The 22,669-nt window shown below is 70.9% G+C and carries 15 protein-coding genes; 6 read left to right on the forward strand and 9 right to left on the reverse strand.

The window, feature by feature from the left end:
* Nucleotides 1-31 precede the first annotated feature (31 nt).
* Entirely contained in the window at nucleotides 32-697 is a 666-nt protein-coding gene (locus tag VH112_08110) for a maleylpyruvate isomerase family mycothiol-dependent enzyme (protein HEX4540196.1), read from the forward strand.
* Nucleotides 698-783: 86 nt separating this feature from the next.
* On the opposite strand, the gene VH112_08115 is transcribed toward VH112_08110, so the two are convergent.
* The 5 genes from VH112_08115 to VH112_08135 form a co-directional block, all read right to left on the reverse strand.
* A complete protein-coding gene (locus tag VH112_08115; GenBank protein HEX4540197.1) occupies nucleotides 784-2,121 on the reverse strand; it encodes a DUF445 domain-containing protein in 1,338 nt (445 codons plus the stop codon).
* Between the two features lie 118 nt (nucleotides 2,122-2,239).
* A complete protein-coding gene (locus tag VH112_08120) occupies nucleotides 2,240-3,127 on the reverse strand; it encodes an ABC transporter permease (protein HEX4540198.1) in 888 nt (295 codons plus the stop codon).
* On the reverse strand, nucleotides 3,117-3,929 hold the full coding sequence (locus VH112_08125; GenBank protein HEX4540199.1) for an ABC transporter ATP-binding protein: 813 nt from the start codon (nucleotides 3,927-3,929) through the stop codon (nucleotides 3,117-3,119). Before VH112_08125 ends, VH112_08120 begins: the two co-directional genes overlap by 11 nt.
* Nucleotides 3,926-5,005, reverse strand: coding sequence for an ABC transporter substrate-binding protein (locus tag VH112_08130; protein HEX4540200.1), 1,080 nt, complete (start codon nucleotides 5,003-5,005; stop codon nucleotides 3,926-3,928). Before VH112_08130 ends, VH112_08125 begins: the two co-directional genes overlap by 4 nt.
* 117 nt (nucleotides 5,006-5,122) lie before the next feature.
* A complete protein-coding gene (locus VH112_08135) occupies nucleotides 5,123-6,907 on the reverse strand; it encodes a hypothetical protein (protein HEX4540201.1) in 1,785 nt (594 codons plus the stop codon).
* Nucleotides 6,908-7,035: 128 nt separating this feature from the next.
* Here VH112_08135 and msrB point away from each other — a divergent pair, with 128 nt between their 5' ends.
* From msrB to VH112_08160, 5 genes are all read left to right on the forward strand, one after another.
* Nucleotides 7,036-7,461: a peptide-methionine (R)-S-oxide reductase MsrB gene (gene msrB, locus VH112_08140; protein ID HEX4540202.1), complete on the forward strand. Its 426-nt coding sequence runs from the start codon at nucleotides 7,036-7,038 to the stop codon at nucleotides 7,459-7,461.
* Nucleotides 7,462-7,534: 73 nt separating this feature from the next.
* A complete protein-coding gene (locus VH112_08145) occupies nucleotides 7,535-9,145 on the forward strand; it encodes a glycosyltransferase family 39 protein (GenBank protein ID HEX4540203.1) in 1,611 nt (536 codons plus the stop codon).
* A gap of 10 nt (nucleotides 9,146-9,155) precedes the next feature.
* Entirely contained in the window at nucleotides 9,156-10,385 is a 1,230-nt protein-coding gene (locus VH112_08150) for a hypothetical protein (protein HEX4540204.1), read from the forward strand.
* A 211-nt stretch (nucleotides 10,386-10,596) separates the two neighbouring features.
* Complete coding sequence (locus tag VH112_08155) at nucleotides 10,597-12,090, forward strand: NAD(P)/FAD-dependent oxidoreductase (protein ID HEX4540205.1); 1,494 nt, start codon at nucleotides 10,597-10,599, stop codon at nucleotides 12,088-12,090.
* Nucleotides 12,091-12,225: 135 nt separating this feature from the next.
* The gene (locus tag VH112_08160; protein ID HEX4540206.1) at nucleotides 12,226-13,734 is read left to right on the forward strand and encodes a DUF2142 domain-containing protein; all 1,509 of its coding nucleotides are present in this window, start codon (nucleotides 12,226-12,228) and stop codon (nucleotides 13,732-13,734) included.
* On the opposite strand, the gene VH112_08165 is transcribed toward VH112_08160, so the two are convergent.
* From VH112_08165 to VH112_08180, 4 genes are read right to left on the reverse strand one after another with little or no spacing between them, the layout of a single operon-like run.
* The gene (locus tag VH112_08165; protein ID HEX4540207.1) at nucleotides 13,669-16,092 is read right to left on the reverse strand and encodes a hypothetical protein; all 2,424 of its coding nucleotides are present in this window, start codon (nucleotides 16,090-16,092) and stop codon (nucleotides 13,669-13,671) included. The two genes, VH112_08160 and VH112_08165, sit on opposite strands and share 66 nt — an antisense overlap.
* A 39-nt stretch (nucleotides 16,093-16,131) precedes the next feature.
* On the reverse strand, nucleotides 16,132-17,979 hold the full coding sequence (locus VH112_08170) for a hypothetical protein (GenBank protein ID HEX4540208.1): 1,848 nt from the start codon (nucleotides 17,977-17,979) through the stop codon (nucleotides 16,132-16,134).
* Nucleotides 17,976-19,757, reverse strand: a complete 1,782-nt coding sequence (locus tag VH112_08175) for a hypothetical protein (GenBank protein ID HEX4540209.1) — start codon at nucleotides 19,755-19,757, stop codon at nucleotides 17,976-17,978. The genes VH112_08170 and VH112_08175 overlap by 4 nt, the downstream gene beginning before the upstream one ends.
* 46 nt (nucleotides 19,758-19,803) lie before the next feature.
* Nucleotides 19,804-22,500: an acyltransferase family protein gene (locus VH112_08180; protein ID HEX4540210.1), complete on the reverse strand. Its 2,697-nt coding sequence runs from the start codon at nucleotides 22,498-22,500 to the stop codon at nucleotides 19,804-19,806.
* Nucleotides 22,501-22,669: the final 169 nt, after the last annotated feature.

Genomic DNA, 22,669 nt, shown 5'->3' on the forward strand with positions numbered 1-22,669 from the left:
TCGGGCACCGCCGATGCCCAGGAGGTGGGAGATGGGGTTGCCCCGGGAAGAGACGCTGACCGGCAGCGCGGACGAGCTGGCGCGGTTCGAGGAGCTGGTGCGACCGCTCACCGCGACCGAGTGGGAGGCCCCGACGAGGTGCGCAGGATGGACGGTCGGGGACCTGGCCGCCCACGTCACCGGCACGATCGCTGACATCGCCACCGGGCGCCTCGACGAGCTGGCCGCACCAGACGCGTCCGCCCGCCAGGTGGCCGAGCGACGCGGCCGGTCGCCACGGGAGGTGGCCGACGAGCTGCAGCAGGCGACGAAGGTGGTGCGTGATCTCGCCGCCGCCTTCGACGACGCCGCCTGGTCCGGTCCCGCTCCCGCGGGGATCCCCGGCACCCTCGGCGAGGGCATCGAGGCGGTCTGGTACGACGCCTACGTCCACGCCGAGGACATCCGTTCGGCGCTCGGCCGCCAGCCGGAGCGGGGGCCCGGCCTCCGGGTCTCTGTGTCCCACCTGGCCGACCTCCTCGCCCGGCGCGGCTGGGGACCGGCGGTCCTCGTCCTCGACGGGCTCGACGAGGTAGCCGTGGGCGGCGACGGCGGCCGGCGAATCACGGGCGACCCACTCACCTTCGTGCTGGTCGCCACCGGCCGGCTCGCGGCGGCGGAGCTGGGACTCGATCACACCGTCAACGTCTATGCATGAAGGCCCCCCAACTTCCGCGCCGCCGTGGGCCGTGTCCGCGGGTCGGCTGGCGCCGATCGCCGTCGAGACGGTGAGCGACCTGTTTCCTAGCTGATCGCCTGGCCGACCGAGAAGATCACGAGACCGGCCAGACCGCCCACGACAGTCCCGTTGATGCGGATGAACTGGAGGTCGCGTCCGAGGAGGATCTCGAGCTTGCTGGACGTCTCGGTCGCGTCCCACCGGGAGATGGTGCCGCTCACGAGATCGATGATCTCGTCGTGGAAGTGCTCCGCGACATAGCGGATCCCCGACTCGACGACCTGCTCCACCTTGTCCGCCAGCGCCGGGTCGTCGCGGAGCCGTCGTGCGATGCCGATCAGGACGTCGGCCAAGCGCCGACGGAGCTCCGACTCGGGGTCGGCCGCCTGCGATCGAAGGGTCGCCTTCACCTCGTCCCACAGCGAGGAGGTCCACTTCCGCAGCTCCGGGTTTGTCAGCAGGTCACGCTTGAGCTGCTCGCCGCGCTCGCGGTACTCGGGCGCGTTCTCGAGGTTGTCGGCGAGCGTGGCGACCCATTTGTCGAGCTGGGAGCGGATCTCGTGGCCGGGGTCGGTGTTGATCTCCCGCAGCACGTCGTGCACCCCGTCGAGGATGCGATCGAAGATGCGCTCGTCGACGACGCGCGGCAGCCACCACGGCGACTCTCGTGCGTACCGCGTTCGTAGGCCGTCTCGGTTGTCGTCGAGGAACCGCTCGAAGCCGCGGAGGACCGAGTCGAGCAGCTCCTGGTGCCGTTGGTTGGCCGTCATGGTCCGCAGGGCACGCGCCGCCAGCGGTGCGAGCGGAACCCGCTCGAGGCCGCCCGAGATCTCCTCCTCGATCAGACGGTGGACGTCCTCGTCCCGGACGGCGTCGGCGAGACCGACCACCAGCGTCGCTGCATGGCCGGCAATGTTCTCGGCGTTCTCGCGCACGATGAGCCAGTCCGCGGCCCTCGTCAACTGCTGGGAAGACCGGATGCGATCGGTGATGGTGTCGGAGCTGAGGAAGTTCTCCTGCACGAAGCCGCCAAGCGCGGCGCCGAACTGGTCTTTGCGCTCGACGATCACCGCGGTATGGGGGATGGGCAGCCCGAGGGGGTGGCGGAAGATGGCCACCACCGCGAACCAGTCGGCCAGCCCGCCGACGAGTGACCCCTCCACCGCCGCCCGCACGTAGGCCAGCACGCCATGGTTGCTCCCGGCGACGCTCACGACGACGAACACGGCGAACATCACCACGAGGAGGCCGGTGGCCTGGCGCTTCTTGGCCCGGAGCTGGCGGAGCCGCTCCCCGTCCCCCCGCCCCGGCGACTGGGCGGACCGCGTGCGCGCCTCGGTGCGTCCCGGCTCAGGCGACGACGGCGAGGCGCCACGACCCGTGCGTGTGTCGAGCGCGCTCATAGAGCTTGGTCATCATGCTAGGCGCTCCCGCTGGCCCCGGCGACGCGGGTGCCAGCGCGGGTGCACCCAACGTCTCGGTTCCACCTCTTGTCGAAATCGGCCCCTCCGGGCGGGTGGCTCAGTCGCCTGACTCGATGAGCCCCCACCGACGGCGGATGGAGCGGTCGGCGAACGAGAACACGGAGTCGGCCAGGATGCCGATCAACAGGACCACGATCATGAGGGCCAGCAGCGTGTCCGCCTGCGAGAACTCCCGGGCGAACTCCAGCCTGGCGCCGATGGATGGGCGGTTGGCCACGATGACGAGCAGCTCGCCGGCCATGAGACTCCGCCAGGCGAACGCCCACCCCTGCTTGAGCCCGCCGACGAAGGCCGGCATCGCCGCGGGCAGGATGACGAATCGGAACAGCCTGATCCCGCGAGCCCCCAGCACCCGACCCGAGCGAAGCATGAGGGGTGGGATGTGGTCGATGCCGGAGATGAGGCCGTTGGCCACCGAGGGGGCGGCGCCGAGGACCACGACGAACAGGATGGCCCCCTCCCCGAGCTTGAACAGCAGGATGGCGAGCGGGAACCACACGATCGAGGGCATGGTCTGAAGCCCGGTGATGAGCGAGCCGATGGCCCGCCGCAGGGGTCGGATCCGTGCCACCGCCGCCCCGACCAGCGAGCCGATGAGGACGGCGACTGCGTAGCCGATCGCTGCCCGCTGCAGCGTGATGCCGACAGCGTGCCAGAAGCTGGCCTGCGAGAGCTGACTGCCGAGCTCGCTGAAGACCGGCGCCGGCCCTGGCAGCACATAGTCCGGGCGCCACTGCGACCACACCACGATCTGCCACACCAGCAGCCCCACGCCGATCGCAGCCAGCTTCGGCCACAGCGCGCTGCCGGCACGCACGAGCCGGCTCCGCGCCGGTGCAGTGGACAGCTCGAGCGCGTCGAGGCCGGCCATCTCCCGGTCAAGGCTGGATGCCTCGACGGTGGAGGTCGACGCGTCAACGGCCATGGCGGCCCACCTCCTCGCGGAGCCGCGCCGTCACCCGTCCCGCCAGCTCGGACACCTCGGGCGACTCGATGCGCCGCGGTCGGGGAATGTCCACGTCGAACGTGGCTGCGACCCGACCGGGTCGGCTGGTGAACAGCACGATGCGATCGCCCAGGCGAGCAGCCTCGCGGACGTTGTGGGTGACGAAGAGCACGGTGATGTCCCGGGCCTGCCAAATCCCCTCGACCTCGTCGTGCAGCAGGTCCCGGGTGATGGCGTCCACCGCACCAAAGGGCTCGTCCATGAGCAACACCCGGGCATCCTGGGCCAGCGCCCGGGCCAGGGCGACCCGCTGTCGCATCCCTCCTGAGAGCTCGTGCGGCCTCCGTCGTCCCATCTCACCGAGGTGAACCGCCTCGAGCAGGTGTGCGGCGCGTGTCCGGCGCTCGGCCTTCGGGACCCCGTTCAGCCGCAGGGCCAGCTCGACGTTGGCCGCCGCCGTGAGCCACGGGAACAGGGCCGCGTCCTGGAACATCAGGGCTGGCCGTCCTCCGCCGGCGTCCACCGCCCCGGCGCTGGGCCGGTCGAGCCCGGCGACCAGGTTCAGCAGCGTCGTCTTGCCGCAGCCGGAGGCGCCGACCAGGCAGACGAACTCGCCCGGCCGCACGTCCAGGCTGACCCGGTCAAGGGCGAGCACCGCGGCGCCGCGCTCGCCGAATGCCCGGGAGACATCCCGGAGCGAGACCGCTGGCGAGGGCCCCACGGCGGCGGGCGGATCGGGGGCCCCGACCCTGGCGGCGAGCTGGCGGGCGATGGCCGTCACGCCGCCTTCACCTGCGGCTCGTTCACCTGGGCCAGCGCCTGGTTGAGCGGCGTCAGGTCGTAGATGCCCTTCAAGTCGCCCGGTGGGAGCAAGCCGATCTTCTGGGCGTGGGCGGCGGAGGCGGCGAGGGAAGCCGCCACGGGGTCGTTGGTAAACGTGAGGTCGGGCCACGCCGCCTGGATGACCCCCGGCGACAACCCCTTGCCGGTGAGCTGGGTGAGGCCCTGGTTGACGATTTGCTGAGCCTCCACCGGATGCTGGTTCACGAAGTCGTTGGCGCGCACCTGACCCTGCAGGAGACGGGCAACGGCGTCCGGGTGCTGCTTGAGGAAATCAGTGCGCACCGCGAGCTGAGTGGTGACAAAGCGCCCGCCCGGCCACAGGCTCTTCTCGTTCACGAGCACCTTGCCGCCGGCAGCGACCATCTGGCTGACCCACGGCTCGGGCTCCCAGGCGCCGTCGATCTGTCCGGTCTGGAAGGCGCGCAGGGCAGTGGCATTGTCCTGGGGCAGGATCGAGACGTCTCCGCCTCCCTGCGGGTCGGTCTTGAGGCCCTTGCCCTGCAGCCAGAACCGGAGGGCGACGTCCTGGGTGTTCCCGAGCTGCGGCGTGGCCAGCTTCTTCCCCCGCAGGTCGGAGGCCGAGTTGATGGTGGGCTTGACGACGAATGCAGCGCCCCCCGAGGTTGCCCCGGAGATGATCCGGATGGCCTGGCCGTGGGACTGCTGGAAGGCGTTGATGGCGGGATTTGGTCCGATGTAGGTGGCGTCGACGGCGCCCGAGAAGAGGGCCTCGACCGCTGCTGGCCCAGCGTTGAACGTGGCCGTCTGGAGCTTGTCCTGCCCCAGGGCCTGGGCGAAGATGCCCTGCTGCACGCCGACGATGGCGGTGGCGTGGGTGAGGTTGGGGTAGTAGCCGAGCTTGACCGTGACGGGCGGCCCGCCTGACGACGAGGTCGTCGCCGTGGTCCCGGCGTTGGCGGAGCTGCTGGTCCCGCCCCCGCAGGCCGCGGTCACTAGTGCGGCCACGGCGAGCGGGGCGAGGAGGAGGAGTGGACGAGGACGGCGGAGCGGCACGGAAAGTTCCTTCTTCACCCAGTTGGAGAGGCAATCTCTACCTATTTGATCAAGATAGTCAACAAGACCGCCGCTCGCCCCGTCAAACAGGCCCCCGGGGACGGCGGGCCGGACGGCTCAGGCGGACGGCAGGGGCCGCAGCCAGAGCTGCATGCCCTCCACCGTCCCGAGATGGGTGGCGCCCGCCGTCGAGACCGCCGGTGAGGGGTCATGTGGGCCGCTGATGACGAGGAGCGCCTGGTCAGGGCCCCGGACCTGCTCCTGGGGGCCGTAGCTGGTGCTGGCGGGTGGCTCGAGGTGGGTGGCCACGCCCGCCTTCTGGAGCTCCACGACGACCGAGGCAGCCAGGCCGAACTGGTCCGGGTCGGCTTCCTGGACCCTGAGATCGCGCACGTGCATCGCCCGCACCGGCCGTTCGACGAGCTGGGCGGCGACCTGGCGTCCCGGGTCGTCGCCGTAGCCGATCGGCGGATCGCGGAGCAGCGACCACCCCAGGGCCAGGCACGGCACTGCGCAGCCCACCGCCAACGCCCCTGAGAGAACCCGGCGGCCGACGGGCCTCGAGAGCGGCCCGCCCTTCCGTTTCGCGACGAGGTCGAGCGCCAGCAGGCCGGCGCCGATCCACGCCGGAACGAGCACCGCGGTCGTCCACCACAGCAGGTGCTCGTACAACGGCCCGACGACCTGGGTCGCCGACACGACAGCGGCTCCGGACGCAACCACGGAGACGGCGCCGAGGGCCATGACCAGCTGGTGGCGACGTCGCCAACCGATCAGCGCAAGACCCACCCCGACCAGGACGCCGCCCCCGAGGATGACGAGGCGACCGGTGTAGGCCGAGTTGGGCCCGGCAAACTGGTTGGGCTCGCAGCATGGAAAGGGATCCGCCTTGAGCGGCAGGGTGGCCGCGTACTCGGCCACGCCCCGCACCGCCTGGCCCCTCGTGTGTCGTCCCCCGGCCTCTTGCGCCGTGGGCGGGTGCTCGAAGAACGAGACGATCCTGCCGGCGTTGCCCGGCGTCCGGGTCGTCTGCTGGATCAGCGGCGGCACCCACACCAGCACGACGAACAGCGCGCTCCCCGCCAGGGCGACGAGGTGACGCGAGGGCCTGGTCCAGGGAGGCAGCGCGGGCGCCGTCGCCGCTGACCCCGCCCGCTTCCTCCAAACTGCCCAGCCCCACAGGGCGGCGCCAACCACGAGCACGGCGAGGACGGCCGGCGCAGTCCCCAGCTCACTCTGGATGACGAACGAGCCGACCAGCCCGGCCCACAACAAGGAGAGGGTCGATCCGGTCGCGGCGGCCGCTGCCAGGATCATCACCAGCAAGAAGGGCAGTGCCAACAGGGCCGGGTTCCACGGGTTGTACAGCGACAGGGAAGAGGCCTCGCTGAAGAAGAGGAGGCCGCCGACCACCAGGGCGCCCCACCGCGCGGCCCACTCTCCAGCCCGCCAGCGGATGACGACGATGATGGCGAGCGCGCAGACGGCGTTGATGAGAAAGGCACCCAGGAACATCGCCCGGGCGCTCTCCCCGAAGATCCAGTAGACCGGGGCCATCACGTAGAAGTAGGCCGGCCCGGGATGGAACCAGCCGAAGTGCGAGTAGGGCCCCAGAAGCTGATGGCCGCCGAGGGTGTCCCTGATGGTGGACTCGAGGACGGCGACGTCGCCGAAGCTGACGAACGGTTGATTGATGCTGGACAGGGCCCGGCCGACCCCCACCCCGACGGGCACCAGCATCATCACGATCGAGATCGGCGCGAAGCGGCTCGCGGTGCCGGCGATCCTTGCCGCCCGTTCACTCATCGATCGGGCGCGACGCCCGCCGGCGGCGGTGGTCTCGCCGCCAGGTCGGGCCGGCCTCCCGGGGCGCCCCCAGGCCCGCCTGGTCGTGACCGACATGGGGCCTGATAGTAGAGGCCCGGCGGCTGGCTCCACGGCGTCCGAGCGGGCCTGATGCGCCTCGGCGCGGCGCTACGATCGAGGTGCAAGCGAGCGAGGGCCGTCTGCGGCGAGCGTCGAGGGGGAGCATGGCGAGCGAAGTCGACAAGACTGACGAGCAGTGGCGCCAGGAGCTGACGCCCGAGCAGTACCGGGTGCTGCGGCAGAAGGACACGGAGCGTCCCTTCACGGGGGAGTACCTCGACGCCAAGGAGGACGGCACCTATCGCTGCGCCGGGTGCGGCGCGGTGCTGTTCGACTCGTCGACCAAGTTCGAGTCGGGCACGGGTTGGCCGAGCTTCACGGAGCCGGCGGTGGCGGCCAACGTGGAGCTCCACCGCGACGCCAGCCTCGGAATGGTGCGGACCGAGGTGATCTGTCGGCGCTGCGGCGGCCACCTGGGCCACGTCTTCGACGACGGTCCCCGTCCCACCGGCCAGCGCTACTGCATCAACTCGGTCGCTCTCGCCCTCGATCCCCGCACCGGCGGCGACTCGCCAGTCGAGCCCGGCTGATCGGAGGGACGGCTGGGCCGTCCTGGGCGTGGTGGCATCCGGGCCACGGCGGCGGTGACTACCCTGGCGGGCCGTGACGAGCCGCTCCGTCGAAGCACCCCCGGAGCACCCCGAGCCGGTCGTTCCGAGCGAGCGCGCGCCGGGCCGCCTGTCCCGCCCCACCATGTGGCTGGGACTGGCCGCAGCCGCAGTGCTGGTCGCCGCCATCGTGCTGCGCTTCTGGGCCCGGTCGCCACTGTGGTTGGACGAGGCGAACACCGTCGGCATCGCCGGGCTTCCGTTCTCCCGCATCCCCGACGCCCTCCGCCACGACGGGGCACCCCCGCTGTACTACCTGCTCCTTCACGGGTGGATCCGGCTGTTCGGCACCAGCGATCTGGCCGTGCGGTCGCTGGGCGGCGTGATCGCCGTCGCCGCGTTGCCGTTCATGTGGCTCGCCGGGCGTCGGGTCGGAGGACGGCCGGGGGCGTGGGTCGCCCTGCTGCTCCTGGCCAGCTCGCCGTTTGCCGTGCGCTACGCCACCGAGGCCCGCATGTACTCGCTGGTCATCCTCCTCGTCGTGTGCGGCTTCCTCGCCCTGTCCCGGGTGCTGGAGCGTCCCCGGCCGAGACCACTCGACCTCGTCGCCGTGACCGCCCTCACCGCCCTGCTCCTGTACACCCACTACTGGTCGATCTACCTGCTCGTGGTGGTGGTCGCCATCCTCGCCTGGCGCATCCGCACCCGGCCCGCGGATCGGACCGCCCCCTTCTGGGCGCTGGGCGCCATCGCCGCCGGGTGCGTCCTGTTCCTGCCTTGGGTGCCGATCTTCCTGTCCCAGCTCCGGCACACCGGGACACCGTGGGCCGAGCCGGCGAGCTTCAGTGCCATGGTCAACGCCATCGGCGAGTTCGCCGGCGGTAAGTCCAGCGCCGGTCGGGGCCTCGGGCTGACCTTCTTCGCCCTGACCTTCCTCGCCCTGTTCGGCATGGCTCTGGACGGTCACCGGATAGAGCTCGATCTCCGCACCCGGCGACCGCCCCGGGCTCTGGCTATCGCCACGGCGGGAACGCTCGCACTGGCCATCGCCGTCGGCCTGGTCTCGAGGAGCGCCTTCCAGGGTCGCTACGCGGCGGTCGTGCTCCCGATCTTCCTCCTCCTGGCTGTGCTCGGGATGGCGACCCTGGCCGACCGGCGCATCAGGGCAGGGGTGCTCGCCATCGCCGTGGTCCTGGGGCTGGTCGCCTCGGCCAGCAACGTGACGACCAACCGCACCCAGGCCGGACAGGTGGCCGCGGCGATCAACGCGGCAGCCAAGCCTGGCGATGTGGTCGGTTACTGCCCCGACCAGCTGGGCCCGTCCGTGAGCCGCCTGCTCCCGAGCAATCTGGTCCAGCTGACCTTCCCGGCGGGCGCAGCGCCGCAGCGGGTGGACTGGTCCGACTACTCGGCCAGGAACGCCGCGGGCCAGCCGGCCGCCTTCGCCCGGACCCTCGCCTCCCGGGCTGGTCCCGGCCACACCATCTGGCTGGTGTGGATCAGCGGCTACAAGACACTCGACTTCAAGTGCGAAACGCTCTCCAGCCAGCTGGCGGGCCTGCGACCAGGTGCGACCCAGGTCGTGAGGCCGGACACCAACGCCCACGACGACCTCACCGGTGTCTTCGAGCAGCAGGCCCTGTTCCGCTACCCGGCAACCCCCTGAGCCTGCGGCCATGCTGCGCCGGGACGGCATCGGACAGCGCCTGCCGACGACCTCGAGTCGGCCCTCGGGCCGGGCTCGGGCAAGCGTGTCGGGCAGGCTGCGGGTGGCCTGGACGGGAGCTCCGGGCCGCCCGGGCGGGATCAGGGCCGACGTCATGGCGGCGCTTCCGGGCTGGATCACGGCTCGGCTCATCGTGCTCGGGGCGCTCGCCCTGTCCCACTTCCTGGTGACTCACCTGCATCCGACGGCGGCGGGCGTGTCCTTCCGGGTCGACCAGGGCCTCCTCGGTTGGGACGCCGGCTTCTACCGCGCTATCGCCTCGCACGGCTACGCCCCCCTCGGCCACAGCGCAACGCGGTTTTGGCCGCTGGTCCCCCTCGTGGCCCGCTACCTCGCCCTGGGCATCGCCAGCGCCACCGGTGTCACCCTGCTGATCGTCGCCAACGTCTCGGCGCTGGCCCTCGGCGCCCTGCTGCACCGCCTGGCGCTCGTCGAGACCGGCGACCGCGCCCTCGCCCGGCGGGCGGCCTGGCTGATGGCCCTGGTGCCGCCGGCTTTCGTCCTGGTGATGGGGTACGCCGAGGCCACAGCCATCGCCCTGGCGGTGGCCGCCTTCCTCGCTCTCCGCACCCGGCGCTGGGAATGGGCGGTGGCGGCCGGCCTGGCCGCCGGCCTCGCCCGACCGCTCGGCGTGCTCCTGGTGGTGCCCGCCGCCGTGGAGGCGGCACGGGGCTGGTCCGCCATCTCGCGACGGGAGGCGGTGGCCCGCGTGGGGGCGGTGGCGGCGCCGGCCGTGGGCGGCGCCATCTTCCTCGGTTGGTCGTGGCTGGCCTACGGCGATCCGCTGGTCCCGGTGCACGCCCAGCAGGCGGCCGGCCAGCGCGGCGGCTTCGTCGACCCTGTCACCTCCCTCGGCCACGAGGCTCGCCTGTTCATCCACGGGCACATCGGCAGCGGGCTCCACGACCCCTGGGCGATCGGCCTGGTCCTGCTGCTGGTCGTGTGCCTGCTCCGTTGGCCTGCGTCCTACGGGGCGTTCGCTGCCGCCACGCTGGTCCTGGCTCTGAGCTCGCGCAACCTCGACTCCCTCGAGCGCTACGCCCTGAGCGCGTTCCCACTGGTCCTGGCGGGCGCAGGCCTCACGGCCAGCGGCCGCGTGGAGCGAGGCGTGCTCGCCCTCGGCGCCGCGGGGATGGCTGGCTACGCCACCCTCGCCTTTCTCAACGCCTATGTGCCCTGAGGCCGCTCCACGGATGCCACCGCCCTCGTCTCCGTCGCGGGCGGACGGGGACGGTATCGTGGAATGTCCCGTCCCGGCGCTGCCCAGTGTGGGCACGCGGCCCACTAAGGAGAACATGGAGCCCTCCTCAGAGGCGACTGCAGATCCTCGCGAAACCGCACCCTCTGGGCGCACCCAGGACGGATCCGATCGACCCGCAACGGCGAGGGACTTGGAGGCGGTCATCATCGGCGCCGGCCCGGCAGGGCTCACCGCCGCGTACCAGCTGGCCAAGTCGGGGAGGACGTCCACGGTGCTGGAAGCCGACTCCGTCGTCGGCGGCATCAGCAGGACCACCGAGCGCGACGGCTGGCGCTTCGACATGGGCGGTCACCGGTTCTTCACCAAGGTGCCGGCGGTCGAGCGGCTCTGGCACGAGATCCTCCCCGAGGGCGACTTCCTCCTCCGCCCCCGCAAGAGCCGCATCTTCTACGGCGGCAGGTACTTCGACTACCCGATCCGCGGCGGCAACGCCCTGCGCAACCTCGGTCCCGTCGAGGCGGTTCGCTGCGTCGGCTCCTACGCGCGGGCCCGGGTGCGCCCGCCCAAGGACCAGGACAACTACGAGGGCTGGCTGGTCGCCCGTTTCGGATGGCGGCTCTACCGGACGTTCTTCAAGACCTACACCGAGAAGGTCTGGGGCATCCCGGTGAGCCAGATGCCGGCGGACTGGGCGGCGCAGCGGGTCAAGGGTCTGTCGCTGGGCAAAGCGATCGTGAACTCCCTCACGCCCAAGCGCAACCAGAAGGACATCACGTCGCTCATCGAGGAGTTCCAGTACCCGAAGTTCGGGCCGGGAATGATGTGGGAGGCCTGTCGCGAGAAGGTCGAGGCCCAGGGCTCGAAGGTCGTCTTCGAGACCAAGGTGACGCGCATCGGTCGTCGCGACAATCGCGCCGTCGAAGTGGAAGCGACGACGACCGGGGGTGGGACCACGACCTACCCCGTCAGCGAGGTCATCTCGTCCATGCCGTTCGGCGCCCTTGTCGAGGCGATGGACCCACCCGCTCCCGACGAGGTCCGTCGGGCCGCGGCCGGGCTCATCTACCGGGACTTCCTCACTGTCGCCCTGGTCGTGCCGGCCGACCGGGTGGCCTGGGACGACAACTGGATCTACATCCACGCTCCCGACGTGAGAACGATGCGGATCCAGAACTTCGGCTCCTGGTCGCCCTACCTCGTCAAGGGCGGCCGCAACGTCCTGGGTCTCGAGTACACGGTGTTCGAGGGCGACCACTCGTGGACCGCGAGCGATGAGGAGCTGATCGAACGGGGCAAGCAGGAGCTCGAGCAGCTCGGGCTCATGAAGGCCGCCGATGTGGAGGCCGGCTACGTGGTGCGGATGCCCAAGGCGTACCCCATCTACGACGAGCATTACCGGGACAACGTGGAGGTACTGCGCGCCTGGCTGGAGGCCAACGTGGTCAACGTCTATCCCGTCGGTCGCAACGGCATGCACCGGTACAACAACCAGGACCACTCCATGTACACGGCGATGCTCACCGTCGAGAACATCCTCGGTGCCAGCAACGACATCTGGAGCGTCAACGTCGAGGCCGACTACCACGAGGAGAAGGCTTCGGACCGGCCCGGTCAGGGTCGGTCGGGAACGGGCCGAGACGCCCCGGTGCTCCCCCGCGAGGCGATCCAGGGCGCCCGCCGGTAGCAGCGGGGGGCGACCGTCTCCACATCAGTTCCGCCGGTAACGCCCTCGGCCGCGCCGGCCTCCGAGGCCGGCTCGACAACACCTCCGGGCCGGGAGGACCGCCCGAAGTCACGGCTGGCCCGCAGGCAGTGGCTGGTGTCCTTCGCGCTGCTCTTCGTGATGGGCGCATCGTGGGCCGTGGCCAGCCCCTTGCTCAGCGGGTCCGACGAGGGAGCCCACGCCATCAAGGCCGCGGCCGTCGTCAGGGGCGAACTGCGGGGGGCGAACACCGGACCGCGTGGTCGACCTTGGCTGGTGCACGTCCCGGCACCGTTCGCCGGCGCCCAGGTCCCCTCCACCCTGTGCTACCTCTTCCGCTCCGGCGCGGCCGGCAGCTGCGGGTTCTCAATCGGCGGGCCGACATCGCTCGAGCAGGTCAACACGCAGTTCGGCGGCTATCCGCCGCTGTACTACCTGGCGGTCGGGCTGCCGAGCCTGGCCGCGCCGTCGGCGCTGGGGCTCTACCTGATGCGCCTGGTCAGCGTGGCCATCACGTCTGCGTTCCTGGCCTCGGCCCTTGTCTCGGCCTTCTCCTGGCGCAGGTCACGGATGTTGGTCCTGGGCACGGGAGTCGCGATCGTGCCCGCCGTGATCTACATCGGCGCCGTGATCAACGACAGCGGTCTCGAGATCAGCCCGGCCATCTGTCTGTGGGTGTCCCTGTTGGTCTTCATCCTCGACCCGCCGCCCGACGGTGGCGGGCGACTCCTCACCCGAGCCGGCGTCTCGGCCGGCGCCCTCGTGTTGGCCCGCCCGCTCTCGCCAGTGTGGCTCGTCGTGATCGTCTGCACTGTGCTCGCCCTGATGAGCCGGGAGCGCCTGGCTGCCGTGCTGAGACGCCGCGACGTCCAGGTGTGGGCGGCGATCGTGGCGGTGTGCACGGGCCTTGCCGTCGTGTGGACCACCTCGGTCGGCGTCGCCGTGGTCGGCCGCCCCTGCCCCTCGAGATGCACGTCTGCGTTCGTAACCGGGTACGTGCTCAGCCACACTGACACCTACATCCGCCAAATGACGGGACTGTTCAGCTACAACAACGTGGCCGCCCCCCTGTTCACCTTCGTGCTGTGGTGGACCCTTGCCGCGGCGCTCGCCGTCATAGCGCTCATCGTCGGCCGGCGCCGGGACGCGCTCGTCCTCGTCGGTCTGACGGCGGCGACGATCTTCCTGCCGGTCGTCATCCAGCTCGGGGAGGCCGCCAACTACGGAATACTGTGGCAGGGCCGCTATTCCCTGCCCTTGGCGACCGGGATTCCTCTCCTCGCCGCATTCATCATCGGGCGGCGGTCACCCGGTCTCGAGCTACGGCAGCGGCGGTTGGCAACGACCGCCATCGCCGCCATCGCCGTGGGCCACGCCGGCGCCTTCATCTGGAGCCTTCGCCACTTCATGTGGGGTCAAGGACAGTGGAGCTTCCTGCATTCTCAGTGGGAGCCGCCGGTACCGGGCATCGTGCTCGTCATCGCCTTCGTGGCCGTGGCCTCCAGCTACGCGTGGTGGTTGCGCGCCCACCTTGTGCTCGGTGGCGCGCCATCAGCCCCGTCAGTTGCCGGTGCTCGAGGCGGTCGCACCCGAGGCGACCGGCAGGCGGGGTCGCAGTCGGGATAGCCGCCGGCCCTCGCCTGGGCCCTCACCGCCGCCGTCGACCGGCGCCAGATCGGACTCGGGCCACCGGCCCACGACGACGTGAGCCAGGGCGACGAGATAGCAGGCGAGCGCGAGCAGCGTCGTGACCGCGTAGCCCCAGTTGATCGCCACGAAGACGCCCAGAGCCGACCCCAGCACGGAGGTGATGCCGTTGATGCCCCACGCCCACGCCACGCCGGCGGGATGGAGCGCGCTCAGGCGGCGGAGGCCGATCGGCATGGCCATGCCGAGGACCACGCCGACCGGCGCGAGAAGGGCGATGGTCACGACGACCCGGGCCGAGAAGGGAATCGTGATGAGGTGACGGAGCAGGGGCTGGAGCAGGTAGGCGCTCAGACCGATCAGCCCACACGTCAGGCCAAGGGCGATGGCCAGCGCCCGGCGCGGTGAGCGCCATCGGCTGGACAGGAGCGCGCCGAGGCCGGTGAAGATCAGCAAGGAGAAGAGCACGACCGACAGGGCGTACGTCGGGAAGCCGAGGAACAGCACGAAGCGCTGGATCAGGGCGATCTCGAGGGTGAGGAAGCCGAGACCGATCGCAGCGAAGTACAGCAGCGACGATTGGGGCGGTCGGTCCCTGCCCCGCGTCAGGCCCAATGGCAGGCCGAAGGCCAGCAACGTCAGCAGGACGAGGATCCCGACGGTGACACCAAGCAGAAGGAACGGATCGATGGTGTAGCTGTAGCCGGCCGGCATCGGCTTGGCGATGTCGGTCAGGCGCTTCATGTTGAAGAAGAACGGCTTGTCGTCGGTTGGTGCGCACACGTCGAGGCGATAGCTGCCGCAGAAGGCCTGCAGGCTGCTCGACTGGTGAAGGCCAACCCACTCTCGCTCGTAGGGCCCGCTGGGAGCGAACGCGATGGTGTCGCCGCGCTGGGCCGCCAGGGTCCGGATCTGGGCCAGCTGGGCCGGGCTGAACGGCTGGAGTTGCGACAGGACCGTCCCCGGGATGCCGCCGAACTGGTCGTGACCGAGGATCACGACCACGTTGTTCTCCGGGTGGGGGATCCCTCGTTGCTGGAGCGACTGGAGGGTGAGAACCGTCACCTTCAGCGCCTCGTCGCCGACGAGGTGATAGGGCCGGGTGACGTTGAGCATGCCGCCGGGCGCGAGATGGTCGTAGTACTCCTCGAACGCCTCGACGGTGTACAGGTTGTTCTCGGAGAGAGCGAAGGCGTCCGCCGAGCTCCCGCTGAGCGTGTCGGTGAAGCCGATGTGGATCTTGTCGTACCTGGTGCTCTGGGCGGCCAGTATGGCGCGGCCGTCGCCGATCACCGTGTGGACCGCTGGCAGCGAGTAGGGAGCCCCCGAGAACGATCCGAGGGATCGGTCGACGACGTCGCGGATGGCGCTGTTGAGCTCGATGACGTCGACACGCCGAGCGCCGGACGACAGGGCGTCGTAGATGTCGCGCCCCCCTCCCCCGCCGATGACCAGGACATGACCGTTGGGCGGCGTGGTCAATCCGACACTCTGCGAGCTGGTCAGTAGCTGCTGGTAGTCGGGGTAGGGCTGGCCGGGGTGGTACTGGGGGACGGGCGCGTAGACGCGGTCGTAGAACAGGTACCCGAAGGCGGCGGCGGCGGTGGGTGCATACCCGATCACCCGGTTGAGCGGGCTCCACTCGACGGCCGCCGGCTTGACGTTCGGAAAGTAGGGAGACGCCAGGCTGTTGAGTCCCGTTGTCGCCGAGATCGCCACCACGGCACAGCCGCCGGCGGTGATGCCGGCCGCCACTCTCCTCGACGGGAGGTAGGAACCAGCGAAGAGGACCGCCGCTACGGCGGCGAGCGCGCCCAGGGCCACCATCCCGGTCGGGGCGGAGACGATCCACATGACCGGCACGATCGCCAGCGCCCCGATCCCCGCCCCGGCCAGGTCGAAGGCGTAGAGGCGGCCGATCGAGGCCGTGTAGCCCCGGATGGCCAGCGTGATCGCCACGCCTGCGCACAGAAACGGCAGCAGCGCCAGCACGCACGCCAGCCCGAAGTTGAGCACGAACTTCAGCGTGATCGAGTTGTTGTAGCTGTAGTTCAGACGGACCAGCAGCGACGGCGTGACGATGAGGAGCACGGCGAACAGCGCCGTCCATCGGGCCAGCGACTGCTCGAGCGGCCGCCGGTCGAACAAGCGCGGCCACAGGTAGATGGCGATCCCCCCGGCGCCGGTCCCGAGCAGGGCGAGGGAGATGGCCAGGAAGGTGAAGTGGTAGAAGAGGACCGCCGAGAACATCCGGGTCAGGAGCACCTGCTGGGCCAGGGCACACCCGGCGACGAGGCCGACGCCGATGAGGACGCGGAAGGGCGGCCGGCTGTCCATCGCTGGCCGATGGTAGCCCATCGTCTCCTCAGGCCTTCGCTATGGCGAGCTCGACGTGCCGGGGGGCTGACCGGATCCGCAGTACTCGCGGTAGGCCACGCGCGGATCGGGCGGGATGCGAAGGCTGGTCTGGGAGAACGAGCGGCCGATGTTGCCGAGAAATGTCCCCGGTGTGAGCGGCCGCGAGGACGCCTGCAGCAAGCTGCTGATGTTCTTGCACCCGAGGGCGGCGCGGGCCCACGCCACCTCCTCGTCGAAGGCGGGACCGGTGGTCGGTTGGAGCGTGGAGCCGATGTACTTGCCGGGCGGGAAGTCGACCGGGTCGACGTTCGTGCCGGGCCGGATGAACCGAGCCACGAGCCAGGGGATCGGTATGGGCTTCTCGTGGCCGGGAATGGGGCCGCGCGACAGGTTGGCGAACCCCGCCGGCCGGCATGTGGGGTCGGTGACGGGGCATCTCGACACGATCGGTTGGAGCTGCAGATGCGACGTGAACGGGTCGGCAAGCCCGAGCATGTCGATGGTGTCGACGTTGGGCCCGAAGGCGTAGCTGGCGATGCCGATGCCGAACGAGGCGACCTCGGGGTCCGGGACTCCGCGAGCGAGCGGGTACGGCAGGCGGCGGCCGTTGTAGTAGAAGCCCTCGCCGGTGAACCAGGAGCGGTACGGGCTACCGGGTTGCCATCCGAACTCGTTCACCGTGACGGCGTGTTGGGCGTTCGACCCGAACACGCCGAAGGTGACGCCGGGTGGGCGCAGGGCCAGCCCGCACCACAGGGCCCAGGGCACGACCAGGAGGGCGCCGAGGGTCCACCGTCGAAGCGGGACCACGGCGACCGGCGCGCAGAGGGCGAAGATGGACGGCAGCAGCAGCCGGGCGTGCAGGTAGTCGCCGCCAACCCGCACGATGTAGAGCGCAGCGAGCACTCCACCGAGCACGAAGGCACCGACGACGAGCAGGGCGCGCCGCTCGGCGTGGCGCCGCAGGCTGCGCACGGCCGGCGCGTACGCCGCGCCGGCCAGGATCACCGCCGGGATCCAGAGCCAGTACGGGCTGAGGCTCGAACGGAAGTACTGCCAGCCGGCTCCCCACCGCGCCCGACCCGCCTCCTTGGCCAGCGCCACGTTCGGCACGAGGCTGGCGTAGTAGCCCATGCGGAAGATCTCGTAGGCAAGTGGCAACGCGGCCAGGGCGACCACGAAGCGCACGCGGTCCTTCCAGCTCTCCCGGCGCCAGCCCGCCCCCAACACGACGGCAGCGAAGACCAGCGTGAACAGGACGAGCTCGGGTCGGATCAGCCAGCTGAGCCCGAGGACAACCGCGCCCCACCACGGGATCGTCCCCCCGTCGCGCGCCCACCGGGCGAGGATCCAGAGCGACGCGCCCTCCCAGAGGAAGACCAGGCCCATCTCCAACCCGCTGGTGGCGAAGTACCACACCGGCATCAGGGCCAGCAGCACCAGCACGCCGGCGGGAACGAGCAGCTCGCCCGGACGCCGGTCCCGGACGAGGATGGCGGCACCGGCGATGGCGAGGGCCAGGCCGGCCACGGAGCAGGCGATGCCCAGCGCCACCGCCGTCCACTCCATCTGGATCGGCAGGATCACGTGACCGACGACGAGCATGAACAGCCAGATCGGGCTCGTGAACGCCTCGACCCGCTGTCCGCCGTTGAAGACGGGGCCGTTGCCCGCCATGATCTGCTGCACGACGTGCAGGTTGATGAACCCGTCGTCCTCCATCCACCGGTGGCCCCAGGCCTGGACGCCGAGGATCACCACCGGGGCGGCAAGTAACGCCCACTGCACCCACGGGCGCAGGCCCAGCAGCCGTCGGCTGCGCCCCGCCGGCGCCGGTGCCGGAGCAGCGTCGACGGTGGACGTCACCGGCGTTGCCCCGTGTCCGCGGGCCGGCCTGCCGGGCCGGCCGGAGGCGGCGGCCACACGATCTCGGCCACGTCGTACGGGGGCGAGGCGCCGACGGCCGGGAAGGAGGCGACCGTCCGGGTCGTGACTCGGGGGTCGAGCTGTTGGAGGCGGGCGCGGACGCCCTTGATGGCGAGCGACTCGTCCACCAGGAAGGTGATGTGGCGCCGCTGGATGTACCGGGCGAGACCGGGGCCGTCGTTGTGGAGCGCCGCGGTGGCGGGGTTCACGACCCCGTCGAGGTTGACGACGGTGACCCCCTTCCCCGCGAAGTAGCTGATGGCACCGCTGTTCCAGCCACCGACGACGCTGCCCGGCGGCGGCACGAGCATCGCCTGACTGGTCACCTGGCGGTACCCGGTGGCGGCGTCGTAGAAGTGGGCGCTTCCCAGCGGGACCTGGGGCACGGCGCGCACGGTCAGGTCGTGGGCGTCGGCCTGGCCGGCGCCGACAACCGGGACGGCGAGAAGCGCAGCGAGGCCGACCAATGCAGGCGGTCGCCAGCGCGCCGCGCTGGAGGCCACCCGGCCCACGACCGCGGCGACGATCACCACGGCGACGAGTGCCACCGGCGCCAGGTACCGCGTGAAGTAGAACGTCACGCCGAACCAGGCATAGAAGACCAGCAGACCGGCGGCGAAGGCGGGAAGGCTGGCGGCGACCGCCCACGCGCCCGGCCCCGAGAGCGTCACCGAGGGGTCAACGACGGAATGCTGCCTCCGGCGGCGCACCCACAGCGCGGCGACAGCCAGCAGGACCACGACGAACAGCCAGAACACCAGCGACCCGACCGTCGTGTGGCCGATCAGTCGCAGCCGCAGCCAGTCCCAGGGCTGAAACGGTCCACCGCTGACGGCGCCAGCGGCGAGGGACATCGTGATGGCCGAGAAGGACTTGAACGGCAGCAGTTGGTGGGCAGCCGACCCGCTTGTCGGAAGCGGGGTGCCGAAGGTCAGCGTGCACCACACCCACCACGGGGCGAGCACCACCGCGCCGGCGATCGTCGCCGGCAGGAGCGGACGCCGAGGTCCGCGCCAGAGCTGGATCGCGACGAGCAGGGCGATCAGCAACAGGCCGTCCGTGCGAGCCAGCACGGTCAGACCGGCGACGGCACCCACCACGGCCCATCGCAGCGCGGTGTGGCGGTCGTTCGCCCAGATCCACAGCGCGACGAGGCTGACCTCGCAGAAGATCGCCAGCGACGTCTCGAGACCACCAAGCGACATGGACACACCCACCGGGGAGAGCGCCCACAGGCCGGCTGCGGCCACGGCGGCCACCCTGCCGGCCAGTCGGTACGCGACCCACGCCAGCACCAGGATGGTCGCGGCGTCGACCACCACGAGCAGGGCGAGGTCGGCGCGCAGGCCGGCATCGGCGCTGTTGGTGATCCAGAAGACCGGTGTGAGCAGAAAGCCCAGCAGCGGTTGGAACCCGCTGGTGAGGGTGCTGCCGTCGACGGTCGGACCGTGGCCGTGGGCCATCGAGCGGGCGATGGTCAGCGTGTAATACGTGTCGTCGGGGATGAAGAGGCGGTCGACGACCTCGAGCGGCCGCAGCAGCACCGCCACACGCAGGCCGAGACCCGCCAGGGTCAACCCGGCCACGGCGAGCACCGCCGGGCTCGGCATCGCCACACGGCGGCGACGACGGTCCTCCGCCGTTGCCGGTGACGTCGCTCGGGCCGGACCTCCTCCGGGCGTGCCCACGAGCGAGCTACCCGCCTCTCGGGTGGTCATCGGGGCCCGACCCTAGCCTCCGGCCCCTCGCATGAAGTGCCCGCCGTCAGGGGTGATCATCGGGGCAGGCTCCAGGCGGATCGTTGTAGGTGTGGTTCTTCGTCCAGGAGCCCGCCCACCAACCGTCGGCTGCAGGCGGCAGCTGCAGCACCGGCGTCAGCTGGGCGAGCACCGCCTGGCCGAGGCGAGCGGCTCCCGTCGGGCACACGTGGAAGTTGTCGACCTTGCGGGCCCGCGACAACGCGCCTCCCGGCGCCGGCAGCCAGGCCGAGTACTGGCCGTTGAGCTCGAGTGAGCTGGCCGTCGGCAGGTAGAGGTAATGGCCCGGCCAGAGGGGCGCCACGGAAGCCATGACCGAGTTCCACGCCTGCGCGCCCGTCGCCGCGTCCGCCAGCGACCTGGCCTGCGCAGCGGGGTCGGTGGCCGACGTGGTGGGCCGGGAGCGAGGAAACTCCATCATTGCCACGCCATCGACCCCTGTCCCGGGGGCCAGCAGCAGGCCGACGGCCTGGTCGACAAGGCGGCCGTAGCCAACGGGGTCGAGGTGTGCGGGCCAGCCGTCCCAGCTCCACATGCCGAGCACGAGCTCGGGCCGATACTGCTGGATGAAGCGGGGCCAGTCCGTCTTCCACCCGGTCGTCATGTCGAGGCCCCAGTACTTCTTGGCGTCGTTGTCGACGACCTGGACCACTCCGGTGGCCTGCAGGGCGGCGATGATGCCCGGCGCCGAGTCCTGCATGACGCTGTCGCCGACGATCAGCACCCGCAGCGGGTCGGTCGGCGACAGGACCCGGCCGGGCGGAAGCTTGAGCGTCGGATTGCCGATCATGGCCAGCTCGGTGTCGAGGCCGTCGGCGAACCGGTCCGTCGCCGGCGGGGTGAGATGAACACCGTCGCTCAGGTCGCCGGGCACCACCTGAGATGCCAGGTCGTAGAGCGTCACGTCGGAGTGGCTGGCGGCAAAGGTTCGGTACGCGGCGTTCAGGGCACCCACCCGGGCCGGGTCGGCGAACGACGCGCCCGGGCGCGAACGGGTGGGGACGAATGGGTACTGCGGCATCGTCGCCATGACCACCCGGGTGCCACCTGAGCTGAGGAGCGACACCATCTGGCCGAGCTGGTCCTGGTAGTACGCCTGCCACTCCGGGGAGCCGACGCGCAGCCAGCGGCGGCCGACGAGATGGTCAGCGGTGTCCCCCGCGCCGAAGAGCACGAAGGCGACCTTGGGTTGCCATTGCGCCACCTGCTGGGTCCAGCGCGTGCGCCACTGGCAGCCCGGGTCGGGCCGCTCCTGCTGCACGGGGCCATAGGTGTTCTGCGCCGTGAAACCGTCGACGATCGTGCACCCGGTCCCGGCGGCGTCGTGCACCGCCAAGCCGTGATAGATCTCCTTCGACGTCATGTCGGCGGCAAGGGCCGAGGCCGTGCCGTCGCCCACGACAAGGGCGGACGTGGCGCCGGCCACCGCCGCGGGCGACGCCGGAGGCGGGCTGACCGGCGGAGGAGCCGCGGCCGCCACGGTGGTGGGCGCGACGGTGGCGACGACGAGGCCGCCTGCCGTGGCGGCCACTGCGGTGGGGACCGCCAACCAGGCCCGCCACCCCTTGAACCTCGCCCTGCGGATCGGCCGCTCTACCAGGAAGTAGCTGGTGGTCGCCAGGGCGAGCATGGTCGCCACCTGGGCTCCCCGCAGGGGCCAGCCCGACAGCCCGACGTTGGCGGCCGTCATGAGCACGATCACGGGCCAGTGCCACAGGTACAACCCGTAGGAGATCACCCCCACAGCCCGGACGGGTGGGAGCGAGAAGAGCGCGCCGAGCGGTCCCGAACGGGACTGGGTGATGCTGGCGATCACCACCACCGTGACGATGCCCACCCCGAACAAGCCGCCGTCCCACATCCACCCAGGAGGGCCCGCGGCGCTGACACAGAAGTAGACGAGCAGCGCCATGGCCACGAGGCCGGCGCCGTGCAGCACCTTGCGGCCGCTTGCTGACGGCTTCGAACGCCGCGCCATGACCACGGCGAGAGCGGCGCCGATCAGCAGCTCGAAGGCCCGGGTGTCGGTGCCGTAGTAGATGCGGCTCGGATCGGTGCCGGGGTGGAACAGCAGGCCCATCAGCAGGGCCGAGGCCGCCGCCATCACCAGGATGGCGGCCGTCAGGGCCCGCCGTGATCCACGCGTGACCCGGAGCAGGACCACGAGGATCAGCGGCCAGAGCAGGTAGAACTGCTCCTCGATGGCGAGGGACCAGGTGTGCTTGAGCGGCGAGGGGGCCGAGAACTGGGCGAAGTACGACTGGTGGCCGAAGATGAGGTGCCAGTTGGCGCTGTAGAAGAGCGTGGCGAGCGAGTCGGGGCGCAGGCTCGACCGATCCAGACCAGGCCCGCCGAGCCCGGCGTACAGCGCCAGGGCCGCCAGCATCAGCAGCAGTGCGGGGAGCAGGCGCCGCGCCCGTCGGGCCCAGAAGGCCCGGAAGGCGATGCCGCCGGTGCGGGCCCGCTCCTCCACCAGCAGGCCGGTGATGAGGAACCCGGAGAGGACGAAGAAGACGTCCACGCCCAGGTAGCCGCCGCCAGCTCTGGTGAGATTGAGGTGGTAGGCGATGACCGCTGTCACGGCGAACGCCCGCAGCCCGTCGAGGGCGGGCATGTAGCGCTGGGCGCCGGCCGTCTCCTGCCGCCTGCTGGGCAGAGACTCGGGGCGAGAGATCCTTGCTGACCGTTCGTAGGTGGTTGCCATGCTCTGCTGCGGGGCCCCTCAGGCTCTCGACGGACGGGTCACTCGAGCCGCTGACATCTCCTCAGCCGACAACGGTTGACACCCCCCTCGTTGCCCGAAACGAGGCGGCACAAGGTCGGACGGCCGCGCTCTCGGTCGCCGACAGTGTACGGGCCGGCCTGGACCTTCG

The organism is Acidimicrobiales bacterium, assembly GCA_036270875.1.
Taxonomy (GTDB): domain Bacteria; phylum Actinomycetota; class Acidimicrobiia; order Acidimicrobiales; family AC-9; genus AC-9.